This is a genomic window from Alcaligenes sp. MMA (genome assembly GCF_020907215.1).
GTDB classification, from domain to species: domain Bacteria; phylum Pseudomonadota; class Gammaproteobacteria; order Burkholderiales; family Burkholderiaceae_B; genus Alcaligenes; species Alcaligenes aquatilis.
Map to the genome: position 1 here is coordinate 12,150 of NZ_JAJJPP010000002.1, position 26,635 is coordinate 38,784.

The 26,635-nt window shown below is 57.7% G+C and carries 19 protein-coding genes; 8 read left to right on the forward strand and 11 right to left on the reverse strand.

Annotated elements, in window-relative coordinates; all coding sequences use genetic code 11:
- Nucleotides 1-21: 21 nt before the first annotated feature.
- Nucleotides 22-1,542: an anthranilate synthase component I gene (trpE, locus tag LNA76_RS08530; RefSeq protein WP_108728293.1), complete on the reverse strand. Its 1,521-nt coding sequence runs from the start codon at nt 1,540-1,542 to the stop codon at nt 22-24.
- A 216-nt stretch (nt 1,543-1,758) separates the two neighbouring features.
- Entirely contained in the window at nt 1,759-2,439 is a 681-nt protein-coding gene (locus LNA76_RS08535; RefSeq protein WP_230018843.1) for a phosphoglycolate phosphatase, read from the reverse strand.
- A 210-nt stretch (nt 2,440-2,649) separates the two neighbouring features.
- On the opposite strand from LNA76_RS08535, the gene LNA76_RS08540 reads away from it, so the two are divergent.
- Entirely contained in the window at nt 2,650-4,452 is a 1,803-nt protein-coding gene (locus tag LNA76_RS08540; RefSeq protein ID WP_094195353.1) for a GGDEF domain-containing protein, read from the forward strand.
- Nucleotides 4,453-4,507: 55 nt separating this feature from the next.
- Here LNA76_RS08540 and rpe read toward each other — a convergent pair whose 3' ends face one another.
- Nucleotides 4,508-5,203 (reverse strand): ribulose-phosphate 3-epimerase, encoded by a 696-nt coding sequence (gene rpe / locus LNA76_RS08545; protein WP_094195354.1) that lies wholly within the window; start codon nt 5,201-5,203, stop codon nt 4,508-4,510.
- 117 nt (nt 5,204-5,320) lie between these two features.
- On the opposite strand from rpe, the gene apaG reads away from it, so the two are divergent.
- The 7 genes from apaG to LNA76_RS08580 all read left to right on the forward strand — a co-directional run bounded on the left by apaG (nt 5,321) and on the right by LNA76_RS08580 (nt 14,294).
- Nucleotides 5,321-5,695 carry a Co2+/Mg2+ efflux protein ApaG gene (gene apaG / locus LNA76_RS08550; RefSeq protein ID WP_094195355.1) on the forward strand — a complete coding sequence of 125 codons (375 nt, stop codon included), beginning with the start codon at nt 5,321-5,323 and terminating at the stop codon, nt 5,693-5,695.
- 15 nt (nt 5,696-5,710) lie between these two features.
- Nucleotides 5,711-7,006 carry a murein transglycosylase A gene (gene mltA, locus LNA76_RS08555; protein ID WP_230018846.1) on the forward strand — a complete coding sequence of 432 codons (1,296 nt, stop codon included), beginning with the start codon at nt 5,711-5,713 and terminating at the stop codon, nt 7,004-7,006.
- On the forward strand, nt 7,003-8,196 hold the full coding sequence (locus LNA76_RS08560) for an FAD-dependent monooxygenase (protein WP_230018849.1): 1,194 nt from the start codon (nt 7,003-7,005) through the stop codon (nt 8,194-8,196). Before mltA ends, LNA76_RS08560 begins: the two co-directional genes overlap by 4 nt.
- 39 nt (nt 8,197-8,235) lie before the next feature.
- Nucleotides 8,236-8,967: a DsbC family protein gene (locus LNA76_RS08565; RefSeq protein WP_094195358.1), complete on the forward strand. Its 732-nt coding sequence runs from the start codon at nt 8,236-8,238 to the stop codon at nt 8,965-8,967.
- Nucleotides 8,968-9,279: 312 nt separating this feature from the next.
- Entirely contained in the window at nt 9,280-10,896 is a 1,617-nt protein-coding gene (locus LNA76_RS08570) for an EAL domain-containing protein (protein WP_230018850.1), read from the forward strand.
- 178 nt (nt 10,897-11,074) lie between these two features.
- The gene (locus tag LNA76_RS08575) at nt 11,075-12,607 is read left to right on the forward strand and encodes a methyl-accepting chemotaxis protein (protein WP_230018851.1); all 1,533 of its coding nucleotides are present in this window, start codon (nt 11,075-11,077) and stop codon (nt 12,605-12,607) included.
- A gap of 109 nt (nt 12,608-12,716) precedes the next feature.
- Nucleotides 12,717-14,294, forward strand: a complete 1,578-nt coding sequence (locus tag LNA76_RS08580) for an alpha/beta hydrolase (protein ID WP_230018852.1) — start codon at nt 12,717-12,719, stop codon at nt 14,292-14,294.
- Nucleotides 14,295-15,308: 1,014 nt separating this feature from the next.
- On the opposite strand, the gene LNA76_RS08585 is transcribed toward LNA76_RS08580, so the two are convergent.
- The 8 genes from LNA76_RS08585 to LNA76_RS08620 all read right to left on the reverse strand — a co-directional run bounded on the left by LNA76_RS08585 (nt 15,309) and on the right by LNA76_RS08620 (nt 26,615).
- A complete protein-coding gene (locus LNA76_RS08585; protein ID WP_230018853.1) occupies nt 15,309-16,091 on the reverse strand; it encodes a 2,3-dihydro-2,3-dihydroxybenzoate dehydrogenase in 783 nt (260 codons plus the stop codon).
- Between the two features lie 13 nt (nt 16,092-16,104).
- Nucleotides 16,105-16,743: an isochorismatase family protein gene (locus tag LNA76_RS08590; RefSeq protein ID WP_230018854.1), complete on the reverse strand. Its 639-nt coding sequence runs from the start codon at nt 16,741-16,743 to the stop codon at nt 16,105-16,107.
- A 14-nt stretch (nt 16,744-16,757) separates the two neighbouring features.
- On the reverse strand, nt 16,758-17,963 hold the full coding sequence (locus tag LNA76_RS08595; protein WP_094195364.1) for an isochorismate synthase: 1,206 nt from the start codon (nt 17,961-17,963) through the stop codon (nt 16,758-16,760).
- A gap of 69 nt (nt 17,964-18,032) precedes the next feature.
- On the reverse strand, nt 18,033-19,430 hold the full coding sequence (locus tag LNA76_RS08600; RefSeq protein WP_230018855.1) for a Vgb family protein: 1,398 nt from the start codon (nt 19,428-19,430) through the stop codon (nt 18,033-18,035).
- 97 nt (nt 19,431-19,527) lie between these two features.
- Nucleotides 19,528-20,778 (reverse strand): enterobactin transporter EntS, encoded by a 1,251-nt coding sequence (gene entS / locus LNA76_RS08605; protein WP_094195366.1) that lies wholly within the window; start codon nt 20,776-20,778, stop codon nt 19,528-19,530.
- Nucleotides 20,779-20,781: 3 nt separating this feature from the next.
- Nucleotides 20,782-24,705 (reverse strand): non-ribosomal peptide synthetase, encoded by a 3,924-nt coding sequence (locus LNA76_RS08610; protein WP_230018856.1) that lies wholly within the window; start codon nt 24,703-24,705, stop codon nt 20,782-20,784.
- A 21-nt stretch (nt 24,706-24,726) separates the two neighbouring features.
- Nucleotides 24,727-24,972, reverse strand: coding sequence for a phosphopantetheine-binding protein (locus LNA76_RS08615; RefSeq protein ID WP_108728279.1), 246 nt, complete (start codon nt 24,970-24,972; stop codon nt 24,727-24,729).
- Entirely contained in the window at nt 24,969-26,615 is a 1,647-nt protein-coding gene (locus LNA76_RS08620) for a (2,3-dihydroxybenzoyl)adenylate synthase (protein ID WP_125277321.1), read from the reverse strand. The genes LNA76_RS08615 and LNA76_RS08620 overlap by 4 nt, the downstream gene beginning before the upstream one ends.
- Nucleotides 26,616-26,635 lie beyond the last annotated feature (20 nt).

Here is a 26,635-nt window from a genome sequence, read left to right on the forward strand (position 1 = left end):
GAAAGGGGGGCAGTCAGGCGATTAAATAGGTTCGTCTAGACCGAATTGCACTTGTTCGGCCGCGCGGATAACCGCACGTGCCTTGGCCTCGGTCTCTTGCCATTCTTTTTCGGGATCGGAGTCGGCTACAACACCGGCAGCGGCTTGCACATAGAGCATGCCGTCCTTGATGACGCCGGTGCGGATCGCAATAGCCAGATCCATCTCGCCTGAGTAGCTCAAGTAGCCGGCCGCACCACCGTATACACCACGGCGTACGGGCTCCAGTTCATCAATCACTTCCATGGCACGCACCTTGGGGGCACCGGTCAGGGTGCCTGCGGGAAAGGAGGCACGCAGTACATCCATTTGGCTCATGCCGTCTTGCAGTTCGCCGCAGACGTTGGAGACCAAGTGCTGCACGTGCGAGTAACGTTCGATCGCCATGGTGTCCGTTACTTGAACCGTGCCGGTTTTGGCGATGCGGCCAATATCGTTACGGGCCAGATCGATCAGCATCAGGTGTTCAGCGCGCTCTTTGGGATCGGACTTGAGCTCGGCGGCCAGCGCGGCATCGGCTTCAGGTGTGGCTCCGCGCTTGCGGGTGCCGGCCAGAGGACGAATCGTGACGCGCTCATGGTTGCGACCATCCTGGCGGTGTTCTTCCTGACGCACCAGGATTTCTGGCGATGCACCCACAACCTGGAAGTCGTCGAAGTTCCAGAAGTACATGTAGGGCGATGGGTTCAGCGAACGCAGGGCGCGATACAGGGACAGGGGCGAGTCGCGGAAAGGCTTGGTGATGACCTGGCCGATCTGCACTTGCATCAGATCCCCTGCCGCAATGTAGTCCTTGGCGCGGGCGACAGCCTTCAGGTAATCCTCTTTGTTGAAGTCGCGCTCGCATTCGGTTTGCATGCTGGCGTAGGCGTAAGGGATCACCACGGGTGAGCGCAGCTTTTCACGCAGCTCTTTCAGACGGCGCTTGGCCAGTACGTAGGCTTCGGGCTGGGCCGGGTCCGCGTAGACCAGCAGGTAAGTGCGGCCAGCCAGATTATCCACAATCACCAGCTCGTCCACTTGCAGCAACATGATGTCCGGCACGCCTTCTTCCTGATCGGCAGGGAAGGGTTTATGGTTCGGGCCCAGAGACGGTTCGATGTGGCGCACGGTGTCGTAGCCGAAGTAACCGGCCAGGCCACCTGCAAAGCGGGGCAGGCCAGGGCGCAGGGCGACTTTGAAACGAGCCTGAAATTGCTCGATAAATTCCAGTGGATCGCCTTCGGCTGTTTCGACAACCTTGCCATCGTGCAGCACTTGGGTATGGCGGCCATAGCTGCGGATCACGGTACGGGCGGGCAAGCCAATAAAGGAATAGCGACCGAATTGCTCGCCGCCCACAACCGATTCCATCAGGCAACTGTAACGCCCCCCTTCAGGGCCGTTGTGCGCCAGTTTCAGATAAATCGACAGGGGCGTATCCAGGTCGGCGTAGGTTTCCGCAATTAGGGGAATGCGGTTAAAGCCTTCTGCTGCTAGGGCATTGAATTCTATTTCTGTCATTGGGATCTCGAGGGTCAGTGGGTACGACGAGCCGGACAGAAACAAAAAAAAGCCCGGTCGTTGTGATTACCGGGCTTATTTTCCTGGAGGCGGTCCGCTGTGTACTACTTTGCAGGGACGCCAGACTTCAAGGTTATATCTACCCGATACACGAACGCCACCAGCGCCAATAAGCGCCGTAGATTGTGGATGCGTGAGTGCGAGTAGACATGAATTTTATGACGTAAATATGGGGTTGCTTTTGTTGCGCAGCCAAATGGCGGCGTCGGCAATAGAGGCAACTATACCATCGGAATCCAGGGTTTGCACATCCTTGCCTTCGTTATAGCCGTAGGGCACCAACAGTACGGGGATATGCGCTGCGCGTGCTGCCTGGGCATCATTCATGGAGTCCCCAATGACCAAAGCTTGTTCAGCAGCGAGTTTCATTTGCTCGCAGGCGTATAGAAAAGGCATGGGATCGGGCTTTTTGCGCGGGCAGGTATCGCCGCCCACAATCAGCTCGAAATAGGGACTTAAGCCAGTTTGTTCCAGCAAGGGGCGCGCAAATTGTTCAGGCTTGTTGGTGACGACGGCCAGACGCAACTCCTGGCTTTTAAAGTCGTTCAATCCTTCTAGTACACCGGGATACAGGCGGCTGTGTTGGCCATTACACAATTGGTAATGGTAATAAAATGATTCCAATGCCTGGGTGTAGTGGGCGGGGGGATTTGGCAGGTCTGTCAAGGCGCGCCGGACCAGATTTTCCGAGCCTTTACCCACGAACGTGGCGATACGCTCCTCTGGGAGCGCAGGCAAACCCAGGTCAATGCGCATGGCATTACATGCCGAGGCCAAATCAGGAATGGTGTCCAGAAGGGTGCCATCCAAATCAAACAGTACAGAGCAAATATTCATCTTTTTGTAGCGAGCTTGTGACAAAATATTGTCAAATTCCTGTTAAGGTCGAGCAGAAATAGTTTCCGGAAAATCGAGTTTTCATTTCGTTTGATTCATCATGTTAAAGCTCCTTACTGCGCGCGGGCTTATCAATTTAGTGAGCAAACCGTATTTTGGTACAAGATTGGCTTTCGATGGTCTGTTCAGAAAGGCCCTAGGAGCGGAAGAATGATGTTCGAGACATTTCATCAGATTCTCTTAGAAAAACAAGTTACGCCCGTGTTTCAGCCTATTGTGGATCTGCAGTCTGGCTTGATTCTGGGTTACGAGGGTTTGATTCGAGGTCCGAAGGACACCAGTTTTTATTCGCCCCTAGCCTTGTTTGACGCTGCTCGACAGTGCGGGCGCTTATGGGATCTGGAAGAGCTATGTTGCCATACTTTGGTCAATAGCTTTAACCAGCAGGGTTTGGCCGGCAAACTGTTTCTGAACTCCAGTCCGGATGTCGTGATGGGGCTGTTGCCCTCGGCCCGCATTGAACCGCGTACAGGCATGCCACAACTCGATGGTATTGATTGGAGCCGCGTGGTGGTCGAGCTGACCGAGTCCGAGCGCACCGACAGCTACGATTATTTGAATCAGGCAATTGAGCTATATCGAAAAGAAGGCCTGCAGTTTGCGATTGATGATCTGGGCGAAGGTTATGCCTCGCTGCGTTTGTGGTCCGAGTTGCGGCCCGAATACGTCAAAATCGACAAATATTTTGTGCGCGATATTGATACCGATGTGCTCAAGCAGCAGTTGGTGCGCTCCATTTGCGATATTGCCAATCACGCGCACTCTATTGTGATTGCCGAAGGAATTGAAACTGGGGCGGAATTGCGCACCTTGCGTTATTTGGGTGTGACCTGCGGCCAAGGTTATTTGCTGTGTCGGCCCCAACCCAACCCTCCCCCTCAATTGGAACCGGCCCAGGCTGCTTTGTTTGGCCCTTCCACCGTGCGGGCCCAGCGCCAAGTGCAGGGCCGGGATTCGATGAGTGTGCGGCGTTTGCTGCGTGCGGCGCCGGCTGTTCCGGACCACACTCCGACCAATCGCGTTTATGAACTCTTTCAAAGCCGCCCTGATTTGAGTGCGGTGGCTTTGTTGCGGGGCGACAGGCCAACGGGGATTTTGCGTCGTAGTCAGCTTTACGACCAATTGGCACGTCCTTATCACCGCGAACTGTATGGTAATAAGCCATGCTCCTTGTTTATTGAAACGCCGCCATTGATTGTGGACTGCGATACCAGTCTGCTGGAGCTGGGCACCTTGATGACGCAGGGCGAGGGCGAGGCCCTGAGTGATGGGTTCATCATCACCGGTGCGGATGAATATTTGGGCCTGGGCTCCAGTGTGGAGCTCATGCGTGAAATTACGCAGATTCAGATCATGACGGCCCGCTATGCCAATCCACTGACGCAATTGCCGGGCAATGTGCCCATTGATGAGCATATAGAGGGTTTGTTGCGTAATCGACAGAGCTTTGCCGTATGTTATGCGGACCTGGACCATTTCAAACCCTATAACGACTTATACGGCTATCGCAAAGGAGATGAGTTACTGCGTTCCATGGCAGAGCTCTTTACTCGATATGCCGTTGCGCGCATGGACTTTGTGGGTCATGTGGGGGGAGATGATTTTATTTTGGTGTTTACCAGCCCGGATTGGGCTGAGCGCTGCCAAGGTATTTTGGACGAGCTGGAAAAAGAGCTGGAGTCCTTGTATCGAATGGAGCACCGGCAAGCAGGCGGTTATTTGGCTGAGAACCGCCAGGGTGTGCTGGTGTTTCACCCGCTTGTGAGCCTGTCTTTAGGTGTCGTTACTGTTGAAGAGCCCGAATTGTATTCGGGCTCTTTAATTGCGGAGCTGGCCAGTTCAGCCAAGGCGCAGGCCAAACGGGTGCAGGGTAATGCCTTGTTTGTGGAGCGCCGTCGGCCAGACAATACGATGCAGCAAGGCTGCTACAACCGCAGTACGATGCTGCAGTAGATAAGGTGGCTGGGATTTGCAGCGGCCCTGCCTGTTGGCGGGCCGGGCATTGCACTTAAGCTTGCTCTGCCAAAGCGATTTGAGCACGCATGTCGCGGATGACCTGAGCGTAGTCGGGCTGGCCAAAAATAGCGGAACCGGCCACAAAGGTGTCAGCACCGGCAGCACGAATGGCCCCGATATTGTCCACTTTCACACCGCCGTCGATTTGCAGCAGGATGGGTTGGCCACCTTCTGCCGTCCAGGCATCAATGCGGGCGCGGGCCTGGCGCAGCTTGTCCATGGCGCTGGGGATGAAAGCCTGGCCACCAAAGCCAGGGTTAACGGACATCAGCAAGACCAGATCCAACTTGTCCATCAGGTGATCCATCCAGTTCAGCGGGGTGGCCGGGTTGAACACCAGGCCGGCCTTACAGCCGTGGTCACGGATCAGCGATAACGTGCGATCCACGTGGCGCGAGGCTTCGGGGTGAAAACTGATGTAGTCGGCACCCGCCTTGGCAAATTCAGGGATAAGTGCGTCTACGGGTTCTACCATCAGGTGTACGTCGATGGGAGCGGTGGTGTGGGGGCGCAGCGCAGCACAGACCATGGGACCGAAAGTCAGGTTGGGTACAAAGTGGTTGTCCATGATGTCGCAATGAACCCAGTCGGCTCCGGCGGCAATGACATTGCGGACTTCTTCTCCCAGACGGGCGAAGTCAGCCGATAAAATACTGGGAGCGATACGTGTAGTGCTGGCTTGGGACATAATAGGTGCCGTAAAGATTAGACATCACGAAAATCGTGACCATATGTCATCATTATAGTTTCAAGCGGGGGGCTGTGCAGCGCCCCGTATTTGTACAGCCGTAACCTGGAATCCATCATGAAGCCTGACGATATTGAGGTGCAAATCACGCCCCAGTACCTGCCTGAGCAATCCGAGCCCGAGAGTAATCAATACGTGTTTGCCTATACCGTACGGATTACCAACAATGGACAGCAGACGGCCCAGATTATCAGTCGTCACTGGATCATTACGGACGACAATCAGCAGGTTCAGGAAGTGCGTGGCCTGGGTGTTGTGGGACAACAGCCGGTGCTCGCTCCCGGCGAGACCTTCGAGTACACCAGTGGCTGTCCCTTAAATACACCGTTTGGCACCATGCGTGGCAGCTATCAATGTGTAGGTGAAAATGGTGTGCCCTTTGAGGTCCTCATCCAGGAGTTCATCCTTTCCTCCCCCCGTACCTTGCACTAAGGGCCAAATCCAGCCATGAAGTTAATTTATTGCGTGCCAGCCGTACTGCTGGCATTAAGCGCCTGTTCAACCACGCCTGTGGATCAGGGCTCTTCGTCAACGGCTCCGGGCACCGCAGACAGTGGTCCTGATATCGCCTTGCAGCCTTTGCAGGTGCCGTCCTTGTCGGCTCTGCCGGAAACTCCGGCGCGGGCGCTGGCGGGGCGCTATCAGGCCGTGAACTGGTCAACCTTGCCAGGCTGGCAGGCCGATTCGCTGGATCATGTCTGGAAAGGCTTTATCAATAACTGCAAGGGTTTGATGCGTCCGGTCAGTGGATCATTGGCTATGCCTGCTCGTGCCAACCCTCGTGCCTGGCAGCCTGTCTGCCAAGCTGCGGCGGCTGCGGGCCTGAACGCTGACACCAAAGATACGGCGGCTGTACGCAATTTTCTACAGCAACAGTTGCAGCCCTGGCGCTTGTTGACAGGCGATGGCAAGGTGGCTCAAAACACCGTCACAGGCTATTACGAGCCTTTGCTCCAGGCTTCCCGTACTCGCAGCGCTGGCTATCAGTGGCCGCTGTTCGCCGCGCCGGATGATTTGTTGACGATTGATCTGGGCAGTTTATATCCCGAGCTGGCTGGCAAGCGTATTCGTGGCAAGCAAGTGGGCAAACGCATTGTGCCGTACGATACGCGCGAACAGATCATGGCCCAGTCGGAGCGCCAGCCGCCCGTGATTGTGTACGCGAAAGACCCGGTAGAAGGTTTTTTCTTGCAGATTCAAGGTTCGGGCCGTGCCGTACTGCCTGATGGCAGTGCCGTACGCCTGGCCTATGCCGATCATAACGGACGTCCTTACGCTTCAGTAGGTCAATGGCTGGCCAAGCAGGGCGAGATGCCTTTGGCCCAGACCTCCATGCAAAACATCAAAGCCTGGGCCAAGCGCAATCCGCACCGTGTTCAGGAAATGATGAATGTAAATACGGCCATGGTTTTCTTTCGTGAAGAGGCCATTGTGGACCCGGAACTGGGGCCTAAAGGCGCTTATGGCATTCCTTTGATTGGCCTTCGCTCCGTTGCTATTGACCCCACTTATGTGCCCTTGGGTACGCCGGTGTATCTGGCCACTTCGCAACCTGCAACTAAGCAGCCTTTGCAGCGGCTGGTCTTTGCCCAGGACACGGGTGCGGCCATCAAGGGGCCTGCACGTACCGACTTGTACTGGGGTACGGGCGATCAGGCGGGTGCACAGGCCGGACGCATGAAGCAGCAGGGGCAAATGTGGCTGCTGTGGCCACGTCAGGCAGGAGAACCGAGCGCGCGATGAATAAAGAACGGATTGTGGTGTGTGGTGGGGCCTTGGCCGGTATGGCCAGCGCCCTGGGTTTACGCAAGGCCGGGTTTGATGTCAGCATCTTGTCCCCCGCCTACAAGCCTATGGAGCTGGCGGGCGGGCAGTATCACCCCCGTGTCTATGCTGTCTCGGTGGCCAGTCAGCGTTTTTTGGCGCAACTGGGTGTCTGGAACTTGATGTCAGCCCAGCGCATTTCGCCGGTGCAGGCCATGGAAGTGCATGGTGATGGCGGTGCTTGTCTGAATTTGCATGCCTGGCAGGATGCGCAGGACTATTTGGCCTGGATTGTTGAGTCCGGTCAGATGGAGCAGGCGCTGTATCAGGCATTGCAAGTATTTGGAGTGCCCTGGATTGAAGACCGCTTCGAGCGTCTGGAAGGCAATACCATTTTGACTGCCGGGCAAAAACGCATCACTGCGGACTTGTTTGTAGGTGCGGATGGGGCTCGATCGGGACTGCGTACTGCAGCCGGAATTGAGCACCACGGACGTGAATATGGCGATGCCGGTTTGGTGGCCCACTTCAATGTAGAGCGGCCACATCAGCAAGTTGCCTTGCAGTGGTTTACCGGCGATTCGATTCTTGCCCTGTTGCCTATGCCGGATGTGGATGGCAAGCCGCAAGTCTCCATGGTCTGGTCTGTGCCGCAAGCGCAGGCCGACAAAGTGTTGGCCATGCCCTCAGAGGAGCAGGCGCAATATCTGCAAAACAGCTTGTTCTCCTTATCGAATGGCCGTTTGGGGCAGTTAAGCTTGCGTAGCCCGGTACACGGTTTCCCTTTGACCTTTGAGCGTAGTGGCCTGGTGTCGCCCGGCGTGGCCTTGGTCGGTGATGCGGCGCATCGCGTGCATCCTTTGGCCGGTCAGGGATTGAATCTGGGTCTGGGCGATATCGAAGCTCTGATCAAGGTGTTGTCCGAGCGCGGCCCGCATTATTCGGTGGGTGATATGCGTGTGCTTAATCGCTACAAACGCGCACGCGCCGAACCTATCGCAGCCATGCGCGCTGCCACCGATGGTCTGTACCGTCTGTTTGCGGCACCGGGGGCTCCGATCTCCATGTTGCGTAATGCCGGTATGCAAGTGGTGGACCGCCTGCCTTGGGTCAAACGCCGCCTGATTGCTCATGCGGCTGGAATCAAACCAGGCGCTCTCCTGTTCTAAGGCCGCTAGAGCCTTGTTGATTAGCAAAGGAAGTACGTCATGATGTTGCACCTTCGTTCTGTCTTGGCCCTGGCCCTGTTGTCGCTGTGTGGCCTGGCTCAGGCAGCCGGCCCTGCCAAAATAGACACGCGTTTCGAGGCTACTCGCCAAGCGTTTGAGGCGGTTTTTCCGGGCGTGACGGTGGATGGTATTCGTGCCACACCGTTTCCCAATCTGCTGGAAGTGGAGGTAGGCGGAACCTTGCTTTATACCGATCCGCAGGCCAATTTTGTGATGCAGGGTTCTTTGCTGGATAGTAAAAATCGAATTGACTTGACCGAGCGACGCATGCAGGAGCTCAGCCGTGTTTCACTGAATGACTTACCGCTGGATAAAGCCATTAAGCTGGTGAAAGGCGATGGGAGTCGCCAAATGGTGGTTTTTGAAGATCCCAATTGCGGTTATTGCAAACGTCTGCATACCACTTTGCAGGAGATCGACAATATTACGGTTTATAGTCTGATGTTCCCCATTCTGGGCCCCGATAGCCGCCGTAAAGCCGAGGATATCTGGTGTGCACAGAACCCGGCTAAAACTCTGAGCGACTGGATGGGGGGTGGAGCCCGGCCTGAGAAAGCCTCGTGTGAACATCCCCTGGATCAAATACTGGCCGCTGGGCAGAAACTGCGCATCCAAGGTACACCGGCTATTTATTTTGCTGATGGCAGTCGTGTGGATGGCTGGTTGCCTGTTGACCAGTTGCAGTCCCGTCTGCAGGCCGCTGCCCAATAACTATTCCAGCCAGTCTTGAGCTAGAGCAACCCGCTTTCGAGCGGGTTTTTTATACCCTTGTGTTATGAAAACTATAATTATTTGTGAGATGGGTATTTTAAGAAATCAGTGTTGGAAAATAATCCCGCTCTGGTTCAGAGGGTAAGGCAGGCGTTATTTTGAAGACAAAAAATTTCAAACGCCACATTTGACCATTCTTTACTTTGTGCTCTGTATTCTAGAAGTGATAATTCCAACTATTGATAAAAAATAGTATTGTCGGCCTGCACTTGGATCATCGCAGCGCTGGCAATAATTAAATAGTAGGCGCTTATGGAACATGCACGCTGCGTGTTGATTGTTTTGGAAGAAGGCGAGGGCTTGCACTACTGGCTGGAGCAACTGCGGGTTTTCGGTACCAAAACAAGCGTTGTCAGCTCCTTGGAGCAGGTCGCCGAGGCACGCCTGAGCCAGGCTGATCTGCTGCTGTTCCCCGTTGAGGCGGGCTACGTACCGTTGATGGTGGCCAAATTGCGCAATGACTTTGGCTCTTTGGGTATTGTGGCCGTTCAGTCCGGCCTGTCTGCCAGTGCGCGAGTACAGTTGTTGCTGACGGGGGCGGATGCTTGTCTGGCACTGGATGTGCAAGTTCCCGAGTTGATGGCCTGGTGCCATGCCGTGCGCCGCCGTAATGTTTATGCTGCCGTGAGTGCCTCCCAGGCGATGCAAGAGGTTCAGGAACATAGCGGGCAGCAGGAGTGGATCCTGCGTGACAAGGGCTGGACCCTGGTAGCTCCTAATGGTGTGGGCCTGGAGCTGACGCATAGCGAGCGTCAATTAATGGATGCATTCATACGGCATGCGGATGCCCGTTTCAGCCGTGAAGACCTGATGCGTGACAAGGGTCTGGCGGCTAGCGACAGCCGTGCCGTGGATTCTTTGATCAGCCGTTTGCGCCGCAAGGCCAGTCAGGCGGGCGTGGCTTTGCCGATCAAGTCGGTGCATGGTTGGGGGTATACCTTTACGGGTAAATTAATTGCCCAGCAAGAGCTGCAAGACACCGAGATTATGGAGTTTTACACTCCGCGCATCGAGCAGGAAGCGTCCCAGCCTACGCCGCTGGAATTGCTGCACGCGCTGGAAACGTTGGATGTGCTCGATCCCCAGGCTAGCGACGCGCTGTCTTTTTCTTATCAGTTGCGTGTGGCCACGAGTACTGGCCAGTACAGTGGCGTGGATGCCCAGGTGTTTTGGACAGCGCCCACCGGCTTGCGCCTGTCCTCGGATCTGGTGCTGCGTCATATGCCGGACTCGATTCACCGCCAGGCCTTGTGTGAGTGGATGCTGCGCACCTTGATGGCCGATGTGCGTCGCTGGTGGCAAGACTATTCGCTGCGCGCCAGCCATATTGGCCTGAAACTGCCTATCGATATGGTGCTTCCTATCTATAAGCGCATGCCGGCTATGTTGCGTCAGTTTGAGTTGCAGCCTTGCTGCGTGGAGCTGGATTTGTTCAGCGACCAGGAGCTGGAAGAAACGCCGGAACTGATGCAGGCCTTGCAGTTCCTGAAAGAGCAGGACATTCAGGTCTGGCTGACCAGCACTGACATTGAAAACCACAAGCTTAGCTGCTTGCGGGGCTGGCCGATTAGTGGCGTCAAGCTGGAAGCCGAGGTCATTCAGCGCGCCTGCCGTGAGCCCACCTTCAAGGCTTTGCTGGAAACCGGGTGCCATTTGCTGAGCGAACAGGGTTTTGAACTGGTTATTAAAGGCGTCGATAACCTGGAGCAGCGTGATCTGGCGCTGAGTCTGGAATTGGGCCATTACCAAGGCCGTCTGACCTCGGAGTTAATGTCTGAAGACGGTTTCTTGCTGACGTTAGCCAGCAGTGAGCCCTCTTTTGGCCAAGGTCATGACGCTTCCCGACGTGTAAGCGGAAGTGTTTCATAAGCCGCCTTAGTATCAATTATCTCTATATGTAACTTTGATTAAGTATTTTAAGCCCGAGGCCGTTACCCAGCTTGTTCGATGGGGCCTCCTGGCAGGCCGACCGTTTTGACACGGTCGGTTTTTGCATACCTGGGACCTGTCTTTTCAGTGCTGCTCGGGGAATATGATGCGTTTGGGTTTGAAACAGAAATTGTGGTTGCCATTGATCTTGTGTTTGATGGCGTTGGCGGCGGTTTTTACGTTTGTGAACTACCAGCTCTATCAGGCACAGATGCAAGAGCGAAAAAGCAGTTTGCAGCACATCGTCAATATTGCAGTGAGCATTACGCAGGACTACCAGCAATTGGTCAGCAAAGGCGTCCTCAGCAAGGAAGAGGCGCAAAAACAGGCGCTGCAACGCATTGCCAGTATCCGCTTTGGACAGGAAGGTTATGTGTCGGTTTTATCGACTGACGTCGTGTCCATCATGAACCCCACGCGACCAGATCTTGATGGCCAGGACGTCAGTGCCGTGGTCGATAGCAATGGGGTACATCCCTTTGCCGAGATGAGCCGTATTGCCAGCAATGGCGGTGAAGGGTTTCTGGAATATCACTGGCCCAAACTCACTGACAAAAGCAATGCGCCCAAACTGGCCTATGGCAAAGGGGTGGCCCAGTGGGACTGGGTGCTGACCTCGGGCGTGTATATCGATAACATCAAGGACAGTTTTCTAAGCCGCCTGCTCAGTTCCTCGGTGGTGTTTTTGTTGATTATTGTGCTGGTGTCGGCAGTGACGGTGTTTCTGGCGCGCCAGATTTTGGCCGAGCTGGGTGCCGAACCCACCGTTTTACATGGCGCTGCCCAAGCAATTGCCGATGGTGATTTGCGGGTTGCCCACTCCCTGCGTTCGATTCCGGACAATAGCGTGATGGCGTCCATCGAGCAGATGCGTTTGAAGCTAAATGACGTCATGCGCACCTTGCAGCACAGCAGCGGAGTGATTGCGGACGATACTTCGCAACTGTCCGCTGGCAATCTGGAGCTGTCCAGCCGCACCACTCAGCAGGCGGCGGCCTTGCAGGAAACGGCATCGGCCATGGAAGAGATGACCGGCACAGTGCGTATGAGCGAAGAGAACGCCATGCGTGCCGAGGAAGTCTCCAGCCAGGTGCAGAAAACCGCTCAGCATGGTGGTCAGATGGTCAGCGAGCTGGTGGACCGCATGGATGCGATTCGTGACTCCAGCGGCAAGGTGGCAGACATTACGACTGTGATCAACTCGATTGCTTTCCAGACCAATATTCTGGCGTTGAATGCGGCTGTGGAAGCGGCACGGGCCGGTGAGCAAGGTCGAGGCTTTGCGGTGGTGGCCGGTGAGGTGCGTGCCTTGGCGCAGCGTACCACGGCCTCTGCTCAGGAGATTGCTCAATTGGTGGAAGCATCCTCCGACAGTACTCGGGAAGGGGCCAGATTGATGGGGCAGGTGGGTGAGGTGATCGATGAGATGGTCACGGGCAGTTCGCAAGTGATGACGATTGTGCATGAGATTGCCGCTTCTACCCGCGAGCAAACGATTGGTATCGAGCAGATTAACGTGGCTGTGGGGCAACTGGATTCGGCTACTCAACAAAACGCGGAGATGGTGAACCAGGTGGCACACACCTCCAGCGAATTGCAGGACCAGGTGCAAGAGCTGGATCGTTTGATTCAGGCTTTCCGCCTGGAGTGATCAATGGCGCCATCTCGCGTCAGCCAAGGGGTGCGCTGATTATTTTTGATCGTATACTGCTTCTTGGTACTGGGATTGTCCTGCGGCAAACCGGCGTTTAGGAGGATGTATGTTGCGCGCACCTGTTGTTGCTGTATTGATGGTGGGAATGCTCGGGTCGGCTTGGGCGGCTACGCTGCCCTCGGCTCAGGGTGAGGTTCAGCCGCACGAACATCATGAACGCATATTGAGCTTGCAGCACAATGATCTGGTGCAAGGCAGTTGGCAGCACAGTGGTGATGTGATGCTGGAGCTGTTCGGCCCGGATGGCAAGGCGATTCGTCATTGGGCGGATGCCCCGGAGCGAGGTGGTTCTTTTGGTTTTATTGCCAGCACGGCGGGCGAGTATCGTTTGCGTGTGCTGGGGCAGGGCGAGTACCAGTGGCAGGTGGCATCCGTCACGGCGCCTCAAGCTCCCGTTCAGGCCGAGCCTTTGCAAGGTGATGTGATCCGTCAGTGGAGCATGCGTTTGCGGGCGGGTGAGTCGTCTCGCGGTTTCTGGGACTATGTGCAGCGTGTCGGCTCGCCTTTGGTGGAACGCTACAGCAATACGCATGATCGCGTCACGTTTGTCTGGCGCGGGGCCCAAAACGAGGTTCGTCTGCATGGTGGCCCCTTCTCTTATAGCGATCGCATGCATCGTTTGGGCCAGTCCGATATCTGGTACATCACCTACGATTTGCCGCGTGATGCCCGCTTTGCCTATCGCATGGCACCGGATGTGCCTTATGTAGGCCAGAATCTGGCGCGTGAAGTGTTGCGTGCGGCCTTGCAGCGGGATCCTCACAATTTCAGGGTGTTGCCGGAGAACAGCAAGGATCTGTTCGATGGCGATTCGGTCTTGCGTTTGACGCAGGCACCGGCCCAGGTGGTGAATCTGGAGCCGCAGCAGTTGGGGCAGGGGCAATGGCGTACGGAACGCTTGCCCAGTGAGGCTCTGGGTGTGGAGCGGCAGGTGCAGATTTATCAGCCTGCTGGTACTCGGGCTCAGGAAATTGATCACACCTTGATTTTGTTTGATGGCCGTGACTATCGGGATTTGGCGCGCGCGCCTGCCATGCTGGATTCCTTGATTGCGCAGGGGCGTGTGGCGCCGATGTGGTTGGTCCTGGTGGACAATCCAGGCATGGCGGAGCGTGCACGCGAGTTGCCGCCGAATGAGGCTTATATTCAGTTTCTGGAAAAGGAGCTGATGCCTTGGTTGAATGCTCAGGGTGTGCAATCGACAGCAGACAAGACGGCGATTGGTGGTTCCAGTTATGGTGGTTTGGCTGCCATGCATGCGGCCTGGCGATTGCCGCAGTTGTTTGGCAATGTTTTGAGCATGTCAGGCTCGTTCTGGTGGGCTCCCGCCGGTCAGGCGCGCGGGCAGTGGCTGACGCGGCAGATGGCGGACTCGCCTGCTGTGCCAGTGAAGATTTACATGAGTGCTGGGGTATTTGAGTCCTCTGGCTCCAGCCGGGATGTCAGCCTGGTGCAGGCTAATCGCCATTTGGATGATGTGCTGCGGGCGCGAGGGTATGACGTGCGTTACGTGGAAAGTGCGACGGCACATGATTTTGTGGCTTGGCGGGATGCGTTGGCGTTGGGGCTGGAGCATTTGTTTGGGATTGAGCAGGGTGAGGTTCCGGCTGAGGAGAAGAAGTAGCTGCATCTGGACTTAAGCTGTGAGGGACGGGCTACATACAGACAGGCTCAGGAGAGTGGACCGGGGGCTGTTCGGGTCGGGGCAGGCTCCGGCTGGGCTGAGCGTTTGCTGGTGCTGCGCACCAGTACCCTTGGCATGAGATTGCTACGGGCGGGGCCTGAACTCGCCGGGTACTTGGTCCCCGGACCAAGTACAAGCGTCCGACTCGAACAGCAGGCCCCTTGCATCCCTACGCAATCTCAGGCCCGCGGCAAGCACTCTGATCCGCCCCGCCTGAGCCTGCCCCGACCCGAACAGCATGGCAGCCGTGCTCTTGAGTGAACCGGCTTTCAACAGTCGTTGGTGGGGCGTTTGGAATACTGGAGTGGCTCGATCTACTGCAGAAGATTTGACTGGGCTAGGGGATGATGCCGTAGGGTGTTGTCGGCAATGTGGGCTAATCTGATGCTGACCTGACCTGACCTGACCTGACCTGACCTGACTTGATCTGATCCGATTTGATCTGACTGAGTCTGGCTCCACTTGGCCACACTCCTCGTAATTCGGTTTGCTGGTGTTTTTCTTTGGCTTGGCATGCTGTGATCCGTTCTTATTGGCGTGATCACTCGTGTGGATGTGGGCATGCTGTTATCTGGAGTTTTTCGTTTGGTGATTTAAAAGCCAGACGAGTCATCACGTTGGTGACTTCGGATTCAGTGTCTCAATTCATGCTTTTTTGACAGGGAAAAAGTGTCAATGTCGCTCAGGACGGGTCAGTCCTGCAAGCCGTGTTGACGGCACTATACTAAAACGGTTGAGTGACCTTGAGTACCATAGCGTTGCTGAGCCTGCTTGTAGGCCAACTTGCTCGACCCCCCGCAATTTAAAAGCCAAGCTGTAATCACCTTGGCTGTGTCGAATGCCTTGTCTCCATTGACTCTCCTTCGATAAGGAGAAAAAGTGTCAACTTAATTCAGGACGGGTCAAGGGTAATAAAAAAGGGCGGAGAATCCGCCCTTTTTTGCGTCTGGCTGTTTAGCCTTGGTCCAGTGTGGCACCGCCGTCCACGCGCAAGTCAGACAGGGTGATGTGGCTGGCGCGGTCCGAGAGCAGGAACAGCACGGCTTCAGCAATTTCTTCGGGGGTGGCAATTTTCTGCAGGGGGATGCCCAGACGGTAGTTCTCGCCGGAGCCTGCGATAACCGTTTCGCGCGAGCTACCTTGCGCCCACATGGCTTGTTGCATGGGGGTGTCGGTGGAGCCGGGAGAGATGATGTTCACCCGGATACCGTGTGGGGCCAGTTCCAGCCCCAGGCAGCGGCTCAGTTGGGTGACGGCAGCTTTGGAGGCGGCGTAGGCGCCCATGGCGATGCGGGGAGTGGCGGCGGAGTTAGAGCTGACGTTGACAATGGCGCCTTGTTTGCGCTCTATCATGCCTTTGGCCACGTTGCGACAGACGTTAAAGACACCGGTGGTGTTGATGGCGAAAGTGCGGTCCCATTGCTCGTTACTCAGTTCGGTGATGCGGCCCATTTGCAGGACGCCCGCGACACAGGCCAGGCGCTGGATGGGGCCCAGTTTTTCCTGGCCTTGGGCCAGCGCTGCATCAACGGCATCGGCCTGGCTGATGTCGACCAGGTGGCAGGAAACCCGATCACTGTATTCGGATTGGCTCAGTTGGGTCAGGCCTTCTACGTCCAGGTCCAGGGCGATGACGCTGGCGCCTCGCTCCAGCAGCAGTTTGGTCACAGAGGCGCCGATGCCACGGGCCGCGCCCGTGACGGCAACGCATTCACCTGCAAATTCTTGTGTGCTCATGTGTACTCCCTGTTTAGCGTTGCAGGCTGTCCTGGATTTCGGCGCAGGTCAGGCTGACGCCGCAGCGTTGCGAGACGTGACGGATGGCCATGTGGTGTTCTTGCAGCGAGAAGTCGGCAACGCCGTCAATGGCCAGGAAGGGCTGCACGTCTTGCATGAAGGCTTCCAGAGCGGTGGTCATGCAGCCGATGTGGGCGTAGACGCCGGTGATGATCAGTTGGTCGCGGCCCAGGTGACGCAGTTGCTCGCGCAGGTCGGAGCGCTGAAAGGCGCTGTAGCGCCATTTGGTCAGCATGATGTCCTGTTCGGCCGGTGCCAGCTCGGGCACGACGGCTTGTTGAGTGTGAAATTCGGTGGCGGTCAGGCCAGGGCCCCAGAAATCGTTGAGCAGGGCACGGTCTTTCTCGGGCTGCTCGGTAGGCTGGGCGGTGTAGAACACGGGAATGCCCAGCGTGTGGCAGACCTCGCGCAGGGCCGCGATGCGTTCGATCAACATGGGGATCGGAGCCTGGCTCATATCGTATTTCTGCAGAAAGTAGGTCTGCATATCGTGAATGAGCAGGGCGGCACGATTGGCCTGAGGCCGCCAATTGACGCGGTTGGCTACGGGGGTTTGAGGCAGCTCGTAGCTGGGCAAGGCGTGAATGGTCATGAACCGTGTCTCCGTTAAAGAGTGATGTTTTGTGCCAGACCCAGGGAGTTGATCAGGGTCATGAGTTTATTGCCGGTTTCCTGACGCTCCAGGGCAGGGACGGAGCCGTCCACAATGCCAGCGCCAGCCGATAAGGTCAGATTTTGCTGGGTGTAGTGGCCACAGCGGATGGCCACGGCCCATTCGCCGTTGCCTTCGTGGTCGTTCCAGCCTATGGCACCCGCAAAGTAGCCGCGATCAAAGACCTCGGTGGCTTCGATGGCCTGCATGGCGGGCTGGGTGGGCAAACCGCACACGGCCGGTGTGGGGTGCATGGCCAATGCCAGTTCCAGAGAGGTGACGGATGGGTCACGCAAACGGCCACTGATACGCGTGGACAGGTGCCACAGATTGGCGGTGCTGGTCAGGCTGGGGCCGTCGGGTACGTCCAGGCAGTCGCAGAACTGGGACAGGATGCGTACTACGTCCTGGATCACGTAGGCATGTTCACGCAGGTCTTTGCTGGACGCCATCAAGGTTTCTGCGCTGGCCTGATCGCGTTGCGGATCGGCAAAGCGCGGGGCTGTACCTGCCAGCGGGTTGACGGTAACCAGATCGCCTTGGCGGCGCACTAGCAGCTCGGGGCTGGCTCCAAAAAACAGATCCGGGTCTTGGGCCTTGCCACCTGGCAAGGGCAGGGCGTAGGTGTAGCCAGCCGGATTGCTGTGGAGCATATTGCTCAACACAGTCTGACGGTCCAGGGCTTCGTTCAGCGTGATGGTCACGGTACGGGCCATCACGGTTTTGGAAATGTTCTGTTCGCGCATCGTTGCCAGGATGCGGCTGACGCTGTCTTCGTAGCCCGCACCGTTGGGCAGCAGGCTTTGGCTGGCAATGCTGTTGCCGGATTTGGCCAGCGGTGGGCGCTGGACCGGGCGCAGCAAGACGGGATCGCGTCGGTATTCCTTGGGCACGCGTAAATAGGCTTCGCGGGCCGGGTTAAAGGGAATCACACCCAGTAGCAGGGGGGCGTCCAGACCTTGTTGTGCGGCTTGTGACAGCAAGGTCTGGGCATCTGACAGCAATTGTCCTTGGGCATTATGGGTATGCCGCTCCAGTGCCGTGCCGTGTGCCATCAAACTGACGGTGGGAGAGGCAAATACGCTGCTGTCGGCCCGGTAATGCCTTAACCATTCTTCAATGGTGGCGGGGCGGACTTGGTCGGCTATACGGCTGTTCATAGGAGTCCTTTTTAAGGGCAAGGGTTTTGCCTTTGCGCCCCTTTTTATGAAAGGGGCGCGTCAGGCGGCTTACTTCAGGTGGATACGAGTGATACGGTCAGCAGTCTGGTCATCCTTACCTTTGGATTTGTTGACCAGGTAGGCATTGCCGTCGCCATCCAGGGAAACGTGGTTGGGGAAGCTGCCACCGTCCAGGTTGGCAACGATTTCGCCCTTGCCGTTCACGGCGGTCACGGTGCCCGCACCACGGGAGGCCACGTACGCCAAGGATGTCTTGGGATCGAAGGCTACGTTCAAAGCGCCAGCGCCGATTTTGATGTCGTGCTGGACGGAGCCGTCTTTGGCGTTGACGATCAGCAGGTTGTCGCTGCCCTGGGAGGCCACGTAGATTTGTCCGTTTTTGCTATCCACGGCCACACCGGCCGCGCCACGTGAGCCTGGCAGGGCATAGACGGTCTGAGCATTGCCGTCTTTAAGGTCGATGATAAGCAGCTCATTGGTGCTGGCGCTGACGGTGTACAGACGGCCATTCTCGTCATCCAGGGCGAGGCTCATGGGGCTGAGCTGGCCGCGAGTTTGGGATTTCAGTTCGATGGGGTCCAGTGTCGCCAATTTCTTCGTGTCAAAAACAGAAATCAGCTTGGAGCCGGGCGAGGAGACATAGGCGCGTTGGTTTTTCTGATCCACTACAACGTCACGGGCGTGGCTGGCGGCACCATCCTCAAACTGTTTCACCAGTTTCAGGTCTTTTTGACTGTAGACCGCGACTGTATTACTGCGGGTGTTGGTGACCCAAACATGGCCGTGCGCATCGTCCACGTCCACGCCATAAACAGCTTGAACCTGGCCATCATTGCGGCTTTGTTGAGCGGCGGGGGTCACGCTGGCTTCAACGGCCAGGGTCTTGGGGTTAACTTTGAGCAATTGCGATTGCTTGACGGGTGGACGGCCCACGGCAGAAGTCACGAACAGCACTTTGTTCTTGGGGCTGTAGGCGCTTTGGTACAAGCCGGGCACCAGGTGCTGGGATTGCAGTTCAAATTTGTCCTGACCGCTCAGCTCAACTTTAGGGGAAACCTTCAGGTTGAAGATGCCAGCGGTCGATGGCTTGCTGACCTGCATGACCACGGGATGCACGCCAACGGCGGCTTCGGCTGGAATGGCAAGGGTGGTGCTCAGATTGCCTTCCTTGTCAGCAACCAGCGCTTTGGGGGTCAGGGTGTGGCCGTTTTGCAGCAGAATCACTTCCTGGCCGGGCGTAAAACCACGGCCTGCCAGTTGAGCTTCGGTGCCTGCGTAGACCACGCCAGCAGCATTCATGGAACCACGGAAGTCAGCGTCAGGCTGGTCAAAGGCAGGAGCGGCAAAGGCGTTGGCCAGAGACAGGGACAGGACGGCGGCGCTCAGGCCGGCCTTGCGTAGCAGGGCAGCGGGGGTACGACGAATGCAATTGACATTGATTAGCATCTTTTAATCCTAAATAAAAGTTCGGTCGACAAGACGGTCCATGTAGGAGCTCTTTCTACAGGCGTGCAGCAGGCGTGGATAGAACAAAATCGAGATGTCAGGCATGGGGTGGACCATCCTGTTTGCGGGCTGACCGCAGACCTTGATTGAACACGCCGAAACCACCTGCGACCGCAGCGCAAGCCAGACCACCGACGGCCACAGCGACTGCCGGTCCAAGCAGGCGGGACAGATAGCCCATTTGCATATTGCCCAGGGCCTGGCCCAGGGAGTATTGCGTCATCCACAGACTGGAAACACGGCCCAGCAGGTAATCGGGGGTGTGGTGCTGAACCAGCGCCATACGCATGATTTTGGAGATGGTGTCGGCTGCGCCCATGATGGCCAGGCAGATCAGTGCCCACCATAAGGTGGTTTGCAGGGACAGGGCGGCAACAGCCAGACCCCAGATCAGTACGGCAAGCACAATGGCGGCACCGGGACGGGACACTTGGCGGCACCAGCCACTGGACAGGGCAGCCAGCGTGGCACCTACCGCCGGGGCGGCGTAGAGATAGCCGGTGGCGGTAGCGCCCATGTTCAGAATGGTGTCGCCCCACTCGGGCATCAAGGCCAAGGGCGTGGCCAAAATCAAGGCGGCCAGATCAATCAGCAACAGGGCGCGCAGCAAAGGGTGGCTGGCTACAAAGGCAAGGCCATCGCGCAGGGATTGGAAGGCGTTTTTCTGGGGCTGCTTGCCCGCTTGCGGAGGCAAGGGCGGCAGAGCGCGCAAGAGCAAAGGGGTGACAATGACACCGCACAGCACGATCACGTAGCAGAAAATCAGGCCAGGGCCAGAGATCAGAACGCCTGCCAGTGCGGGGCCGATAATGCCGCCCAACTGCATGGCCAAACCGGACAGGGCAGCGGCAGCGGCCAGCTTGTCTCGACCGACCAGGGCCGGGGTGGCCGACATCATGGCCGGCACGCTGATGCCGCCCGCCGCGCCACCAATGGCAGCGGCTACATAGATCAGCCAGACCTGCGGGTTGGGCAGCAGCGTATTGATCAGGAACAGCAGCACGCTGAGGATGTAGACACTGCGCGACCAGACCATCAGACTGCGCCTGTCCATGCGGTCGGACAAGACACCGCCCGCAATCAGTGCCAGCACCATGGGGGTGGCCATGGACACGTTCAGGAAAGCAACGGCCACACTGGATTTAGTCAGATCATAAAGCTGTACGCTGGCAGCCACCATCAACATGCCGGTGACCAGCACCGTGGCGGCCCGAGCGAAGTAGGCAAAGCGGAAGGCCCGGCTTTCGATCAGCGGCGAGATATCCAGAAAGAAACGTCTTACAGACATGGCTTATACATCGAGTTCAGGTTGAGCTTGTGCCTGTTCGGCAAAAGCCATGGCCGAGTCCATGAGCGGGGCCATGACGGCCACGGCTTCAGTACCGGTCAAATGAGCGTGCAGGCAGGCAATATCGTGCACATCTAGCTGCTCTGCATAGGGCTGCCACAAATTGGGATGCAATTGTGTGCCTGCGTGGTCCAGAGCCGCACGGAAATACAGCATGGGGCCGTCATAGACGTGATGCTCGTACAGACGCACCAGACGGTTATTGTTCTCCACCACCTGAAATACGCTGTCCAGACGCGTGTCAGGCAGTTCGGCCAGCGGGTGAGCACTGCGCTTGAGGAAGTCCACCACGCCCTGACGGGTCAGGGAAACGTCGGGCAAGCTGTCCGGATCATGGCCCGCAATATGCAGCAGCGCCTTGTAGATGGCGTTGGGTTCGGGAGCCGGTTCGTTACGCCACGCATCGCTGGGGTAGGCGTCTAGCAAGGACAACATGCCCACCAGTTGCCCGCGACGACGCAGTTCGACGGCCATGGCCTGCGCAATAATGCCGCCCACGGACCAGCCGGCCAGATGGTAGGGGCCCTGTGGCTGAACGTGCTCGATACGATCCACATACACCTTGGCCATGGCATCCAGGCTGCTATCCAGACCCAGCGAGGCGTCAGATAGCACACTGGCTTGCAGGCCGTAGACGGCACGGCCTGGGGGCAGGTGACGCGCCAGCGCGCCATAGCACCAGGACAAGCCACCGGCTGGGTGAATCACGAACAGCGCAGGCTGATCGCTCTGCCCTGGACGCAAGGTGATGATGGGGCCAAAACCATCGGCAGTCGTGCTGCCTGCCTGATCCAGGTGCTTGGCCAGACGGGCAATGGTGGGGTACTCAAAAATAGTGCCAATCGAGACGGTCTGGCTGCGTGCTTCGCGCAGCAGCAAGGCCAGTTTGGCGGCCAGCAGCGAATGTCCGCCCAGGGCGAAGAAATCGTCGTCGGCGTAAAACGCGTCGCTGCTTTCCAGCACGGTGGCGAAAGCAGCGGCGATTTGGTGTTGAGTGGCCCCTTCCAGTGGCAAACCAGCAGAGCGTGCTTGCAAGGCCGGTACGGGCAGAGCCTTGCGGTCCAGCTTGCCGTTGGCCGTTACGGGCAAGGCGTCCAGACTGATCCAGGCACTGGGCACCATGTAGGACGGCAAGTGCTCGCCGACATACGCGGCCAGCGTGTTGTCCGTGCACTGGCTGCCTGCTTGCGGCACCCAGTAAGCCACAATCGCCATTTGACCGGGTACATCTTCACGGGCAATCACGGCGACGTGGGCCACATCGGGGTGGCGCGCCAGCAAGGCTTCAATTTCGCCCAGCTCGATACGCTGGCCACGCAGCTTGATCTGGTGATCCGAGCGGCCCAGGAAAATAACTGCGCCATCGTCACGCCAGCGGGCTACATCGCCAGTGGCGTACATGCGGTCGCCATGTAGGGCGTAAGGATCGGGTACAAAGCGTTCTTCAGTCAGGTCCGGGCGGCCCCAGTAGCCTTGCGCCAACTGTCTGCCAGCCAGGTACAGGTGGCCGGCCACGCCCGGCGGTACAGGCTGCAATTGCTCGTCCAGAATGTACAGAGCGGTGTTCCACACAGGGAAGCCGATGGGCACAGGCTGGGATTTGTCCTCGCGCGAAGCAGGCCAGTAGGACACGTCCACGGCGGCTTCGGTTGGGCCGTACAGATTGTGCAGTTCGGCGTTCAGCAGGCAGTGGAAGCGGTCGCGGGTAGTGGCCGACAGTTCCTCACCACTGCAAAACACCAGACGCGGCGCTAGCCCACGAGCCTCAGGCTCATCCAGAAAGGCGCTGAGCATGGAGGGCACAAAGTGCAGCACGGTGATGGACTGTTCGCGCATCAGGCGGGCAATATGGGCGGGGTCGCGGTGGGCTTGTGGTGGGGCCACGACCAGGGTTGCACCGGACAGGAAGGGCAGGAAGAACTCCCACACCGACACGTCAAAGGTGGCCGGGGTCTTTTGCAGAATGCGGTCACCCGTGCCAATGCCGTAATGGGTTTGCATCCACACCAGCCGGTTGACGATGGCGTCGTGGTTGACCAGCACGCCTTTGGGTGTGCCGGTAGAGCCGGAGGTGTAGATCAGGTAAGACGGGTCATGCGGACCAGCGGCTGTCCAGGCGTCTGCACTGCAAGCCTGTTCAGGCTGAGGAACCAGCAGGGTGGCGTTCAGCGTGCAATCGGGCTGGCCAACCAGCAGGCGCGGTTGAGCGGCCTGCAAGATGGTGTTCAGGCGATCGGCAGGCTGGTCCAGATCCAGCGGCAAGTAGGCGGCACCGGCACGGTGGATAGCCAGCAAGGACAGCACCAGTTCCAGCGAGCGGGGCAGGGCCACGGCGACGATATCACCGGTCTGCACACCGGCCAGACGCAGTTGCGCGGCCAGATTGGCGGTTTGCTCGTTGATCTGGGCGTAGCTGAGCTTCTTGCCTTCAAATTCCAGGCCGCTTTGTTCCGGGTGAGCCTGCAACTGGGCGTGGATCAGTGCCCACAGCGTTGTTTCAGGAACCGGGTGAGCAGTCTGGTTGACGGTCTCAATCCAGTGGTGGTGTTCCGCGTCCGTCAGCGTAGGCACAGCAGACAGGGTGTCGGCTTGCAAAGCACGCAGCAGAAACTGTTCCAGACGGGTCAGATGGGTTTGAATCTGCTCTTCGGTGTACAGACGTGGGTTGGCCTCGACTTCCAGACGCAGGCCACTGGCATCGGGCTGGGCGCGGAAGGTGAAGTTCAGGTCTTCCACGGGGCCAGCGCACAGCACGGTCTGGCTGGCGGTCAGGCCTGCTTGTTCATAGGGTGCATCGAAAGGCAGGACGTTGATGATGGGGCCGTGCAGGCGGCGCATACCGCCCAGCAAGCCTAGATCACGACGTAGTTGTTCACTGCGGTAGCGGCCATGACGACGCGCCTGGCGCAGTGCCTTGGAAACCTGAACCAGGTATTGATTCAAAGGCTGGGATTCGTCGATCTGCAAACGCAGCGGAGCCACGTTCATCACGGTGGAGACGATACGGGCGCTGATATGGCCCAGACGTCCCATCCAGGGCACGCCTACCGTGCATTCGTCCTGGCGGGTGTGACGGCGCACATAGGCGGCGGTCAGGCCCGTCAGAATGTCTGGCCAACTGATATCGCTGCTTTGTGCCAATGCTTGCAGGCTGGCTGTCAGCTCGGGCTTGACGGCGCGGCGTGCCAGCAGGAAATGATGGTCGCTCAAGGCCTGGGATTCGCTCAGGCTTTGGGCGGGTTCTGCATCGCTCAAGGTGTCCAGCCAGAACTGTCTGTCTTTGCTGCGGCGCTCGCTCTCCCGATAGCTTTGATCGTCATCCTGCAAGAGGGCGAACGATTCCAGCTTATGGCCATGATCTTCATGGCCATTGAGCAAGGCCTTGTAGAGCTTGACTACCCGCGTCTCGATCAGCGCCATGCCATAGCCGTCAGCGGCCAGGTGATGGATACGCTGATACCAGAGATGGTGTTTGGGCCCCAACACAAACAGAATGTGCCGTGCCAGCGGTGCAATGGTCGGGTCCAGCGGTGTGCGCAGGTCCGCCATCAACTGGGTTTGAGCCTGTTCGGCACCGTCTGGGTGAGCGGACAGGTCCACAATTTCCAGCTGAATTGGCTCTTGCGGGCGCAAGTACTGGGCCGGGCCATCGGGTGTGTCCACCATGCGCAAGGTCAAGGCATCGGCTTCGGTCAGCGTCAGATTGATGGCCTGTGCAAACAGCGCGGTGTCCAGCGCCGAGTGGATATGGGTGCAATGCCCGGTGTTGAAAATCGGGTTGAGCGGGTCCAAACGCTGGGCGTACCACAGACCTTCTTGTGCTTCGGTCAGGGGGCGCAATGGCAGTTCGGAAGGGGAGCTAAACATAAGCGTGTTGCAGTAAGAAAATCAGCGGCCGTTTTGTTGGGCACGCTCGATCAGCGACCACCATTGGCCCAGGGTGACAACCGAGGCCATTTCGGAAAACTCGATAGGAGCGCCGGCCTCGCGCCAGCGGGTGGCCAGGGTCATGACGCGCATGGAATCCAGGCCCAGATCGATCAGATTGTCGTCGTCCAGGATGTCCTGCGGGTCTTCATGCAACATGGCGGCAATGTCTTGCCGCATGCGTTCCAGGGTAAGGGGAGTACTCATGATGATTCTTGCGTTGTGTTTTCTAATTGCTCGCGCAACTGGGCGCGCAGTTCTTTGCGGCTGATCTTCAAGGCCGCCGTTTCCATGAAACGATCTACAAACACGATTTGGTCCGGTACTTTGAAGTCGGCCAGACCACGGCTGCGTATCCATTTCTTCAGTTCAATCGCGCGTGGCTTGTCATCCTTGGGAATGATGAAGGCGCAACTGCGCTCGCCCAGGAACTCGTCGGGCACCGACACCACGGCAGCGTCAAAGACCTGCGGGTGGGCCAGCAGATGATCTTCAATTTCCTCGGCGGAGATTTTCTCGCCAGCGCGGTTGATGTGGTCAGTGGCACGGCCCTGAACCATCAAATAGCCTTCGGGCGTCATGCGTACCACGTCGCCTGTGCGGTAAAAACCGTCCTTGGTAAAGGAGCGGGCATTGGCCGACGGGTTGTTGTGATAGGCGCGGATCGTGTAGGGGCCACGAGTCAGCAGGTAGCCGGTTTCGCCAGGGGCGACCGGGTCACCGTTGTCGTCTACGATCAGGATTTCATCGTCCGGGCTGATAGGGCGGCCCTGAGTGTTGATGATGATGTCCTCGGGGTCGTCCAGGCGGGTGTAGTTCACCAGACCTTCGGCCATGCCAAACACCTGCTGCAAGGTCACGCCCAGCGTGGGGCGCACGCGCTTGGCGGCTTCGGCGTTCAGCTTGGCACCGCCCACCTGAATCACTTGCAGCGACTCCAGATTGGCATGGGTCTTGGTGGCCGCATCCATCCACAGCATCAGCAGTGGGGGGACCAGGCTGGTGTCGGTCACGCCTTCGCGTTCGATCAGCTCAAAGCAAACGTCCGGGCTGGGGGCGGGACTGAGCACCACTTTGGCACCGGCGTACAGCGCACCCAGGAAACCGGGTGAGCTCATGGGGAAGTTGTGTGCAATGGGCAAGGCGCCCAGGAACACGCTGTTTTCGTTCAGACCGGCAATCTTGGCGCTTTCACGCAAGGTGTAGATGTAGTCGTCGTGCGTGCGGGGAATCAGCTTGGACAAGCCGGTGCTGCCACCTGAAATTTGCAGGAAAGCCACGTCAGAAGGCTGGGCTGCTGATACGGGCACGTCCACATTGGCCGCACTGCTTTGCAACTGGGCAAGCGAGGTGTATTCCTGCGCATCGCCCACGATGTAAACCTGTTCTACATGCGGGCAGCGTTCACGCAGCTCGCGCACCAAGGGCAGATAGTCAAAACCGGCATGCGTATCGACACCGATATAGGCGCGTGCCTGGGCGGTATTGGCAAAATGCTCGACTTCGGTAATGCGGTGCGCTGGCAGGGCATACACGGGCAGGAGACCAGCACGGAACAGGCCAAAGATCACGCTGACAAATTCAGGGATGTTGGGCAGGTGTACCAGAACCCGATCACCCTTGCGCAGACCGGCTTGCAGCAGGCCCGCTGCGATTTGGCTGGCGTACTGATCCAGCGCGCCATAGGTCCAGCGTTGGGTGCCGCCAACAACGGCTTCACGTTCCGGGTGGTTTTGTGCGCGCGTGCGCAACAAGGCCCCAAACGTTTCCCCTTGCCAGTGTCCGGCATCGCGATAGCGCTGGGCAAAGGCGTCAGGCCAAATTTGTTCAACAGGAATAGATTTCATCATGGTAATGAGAACTATTACAT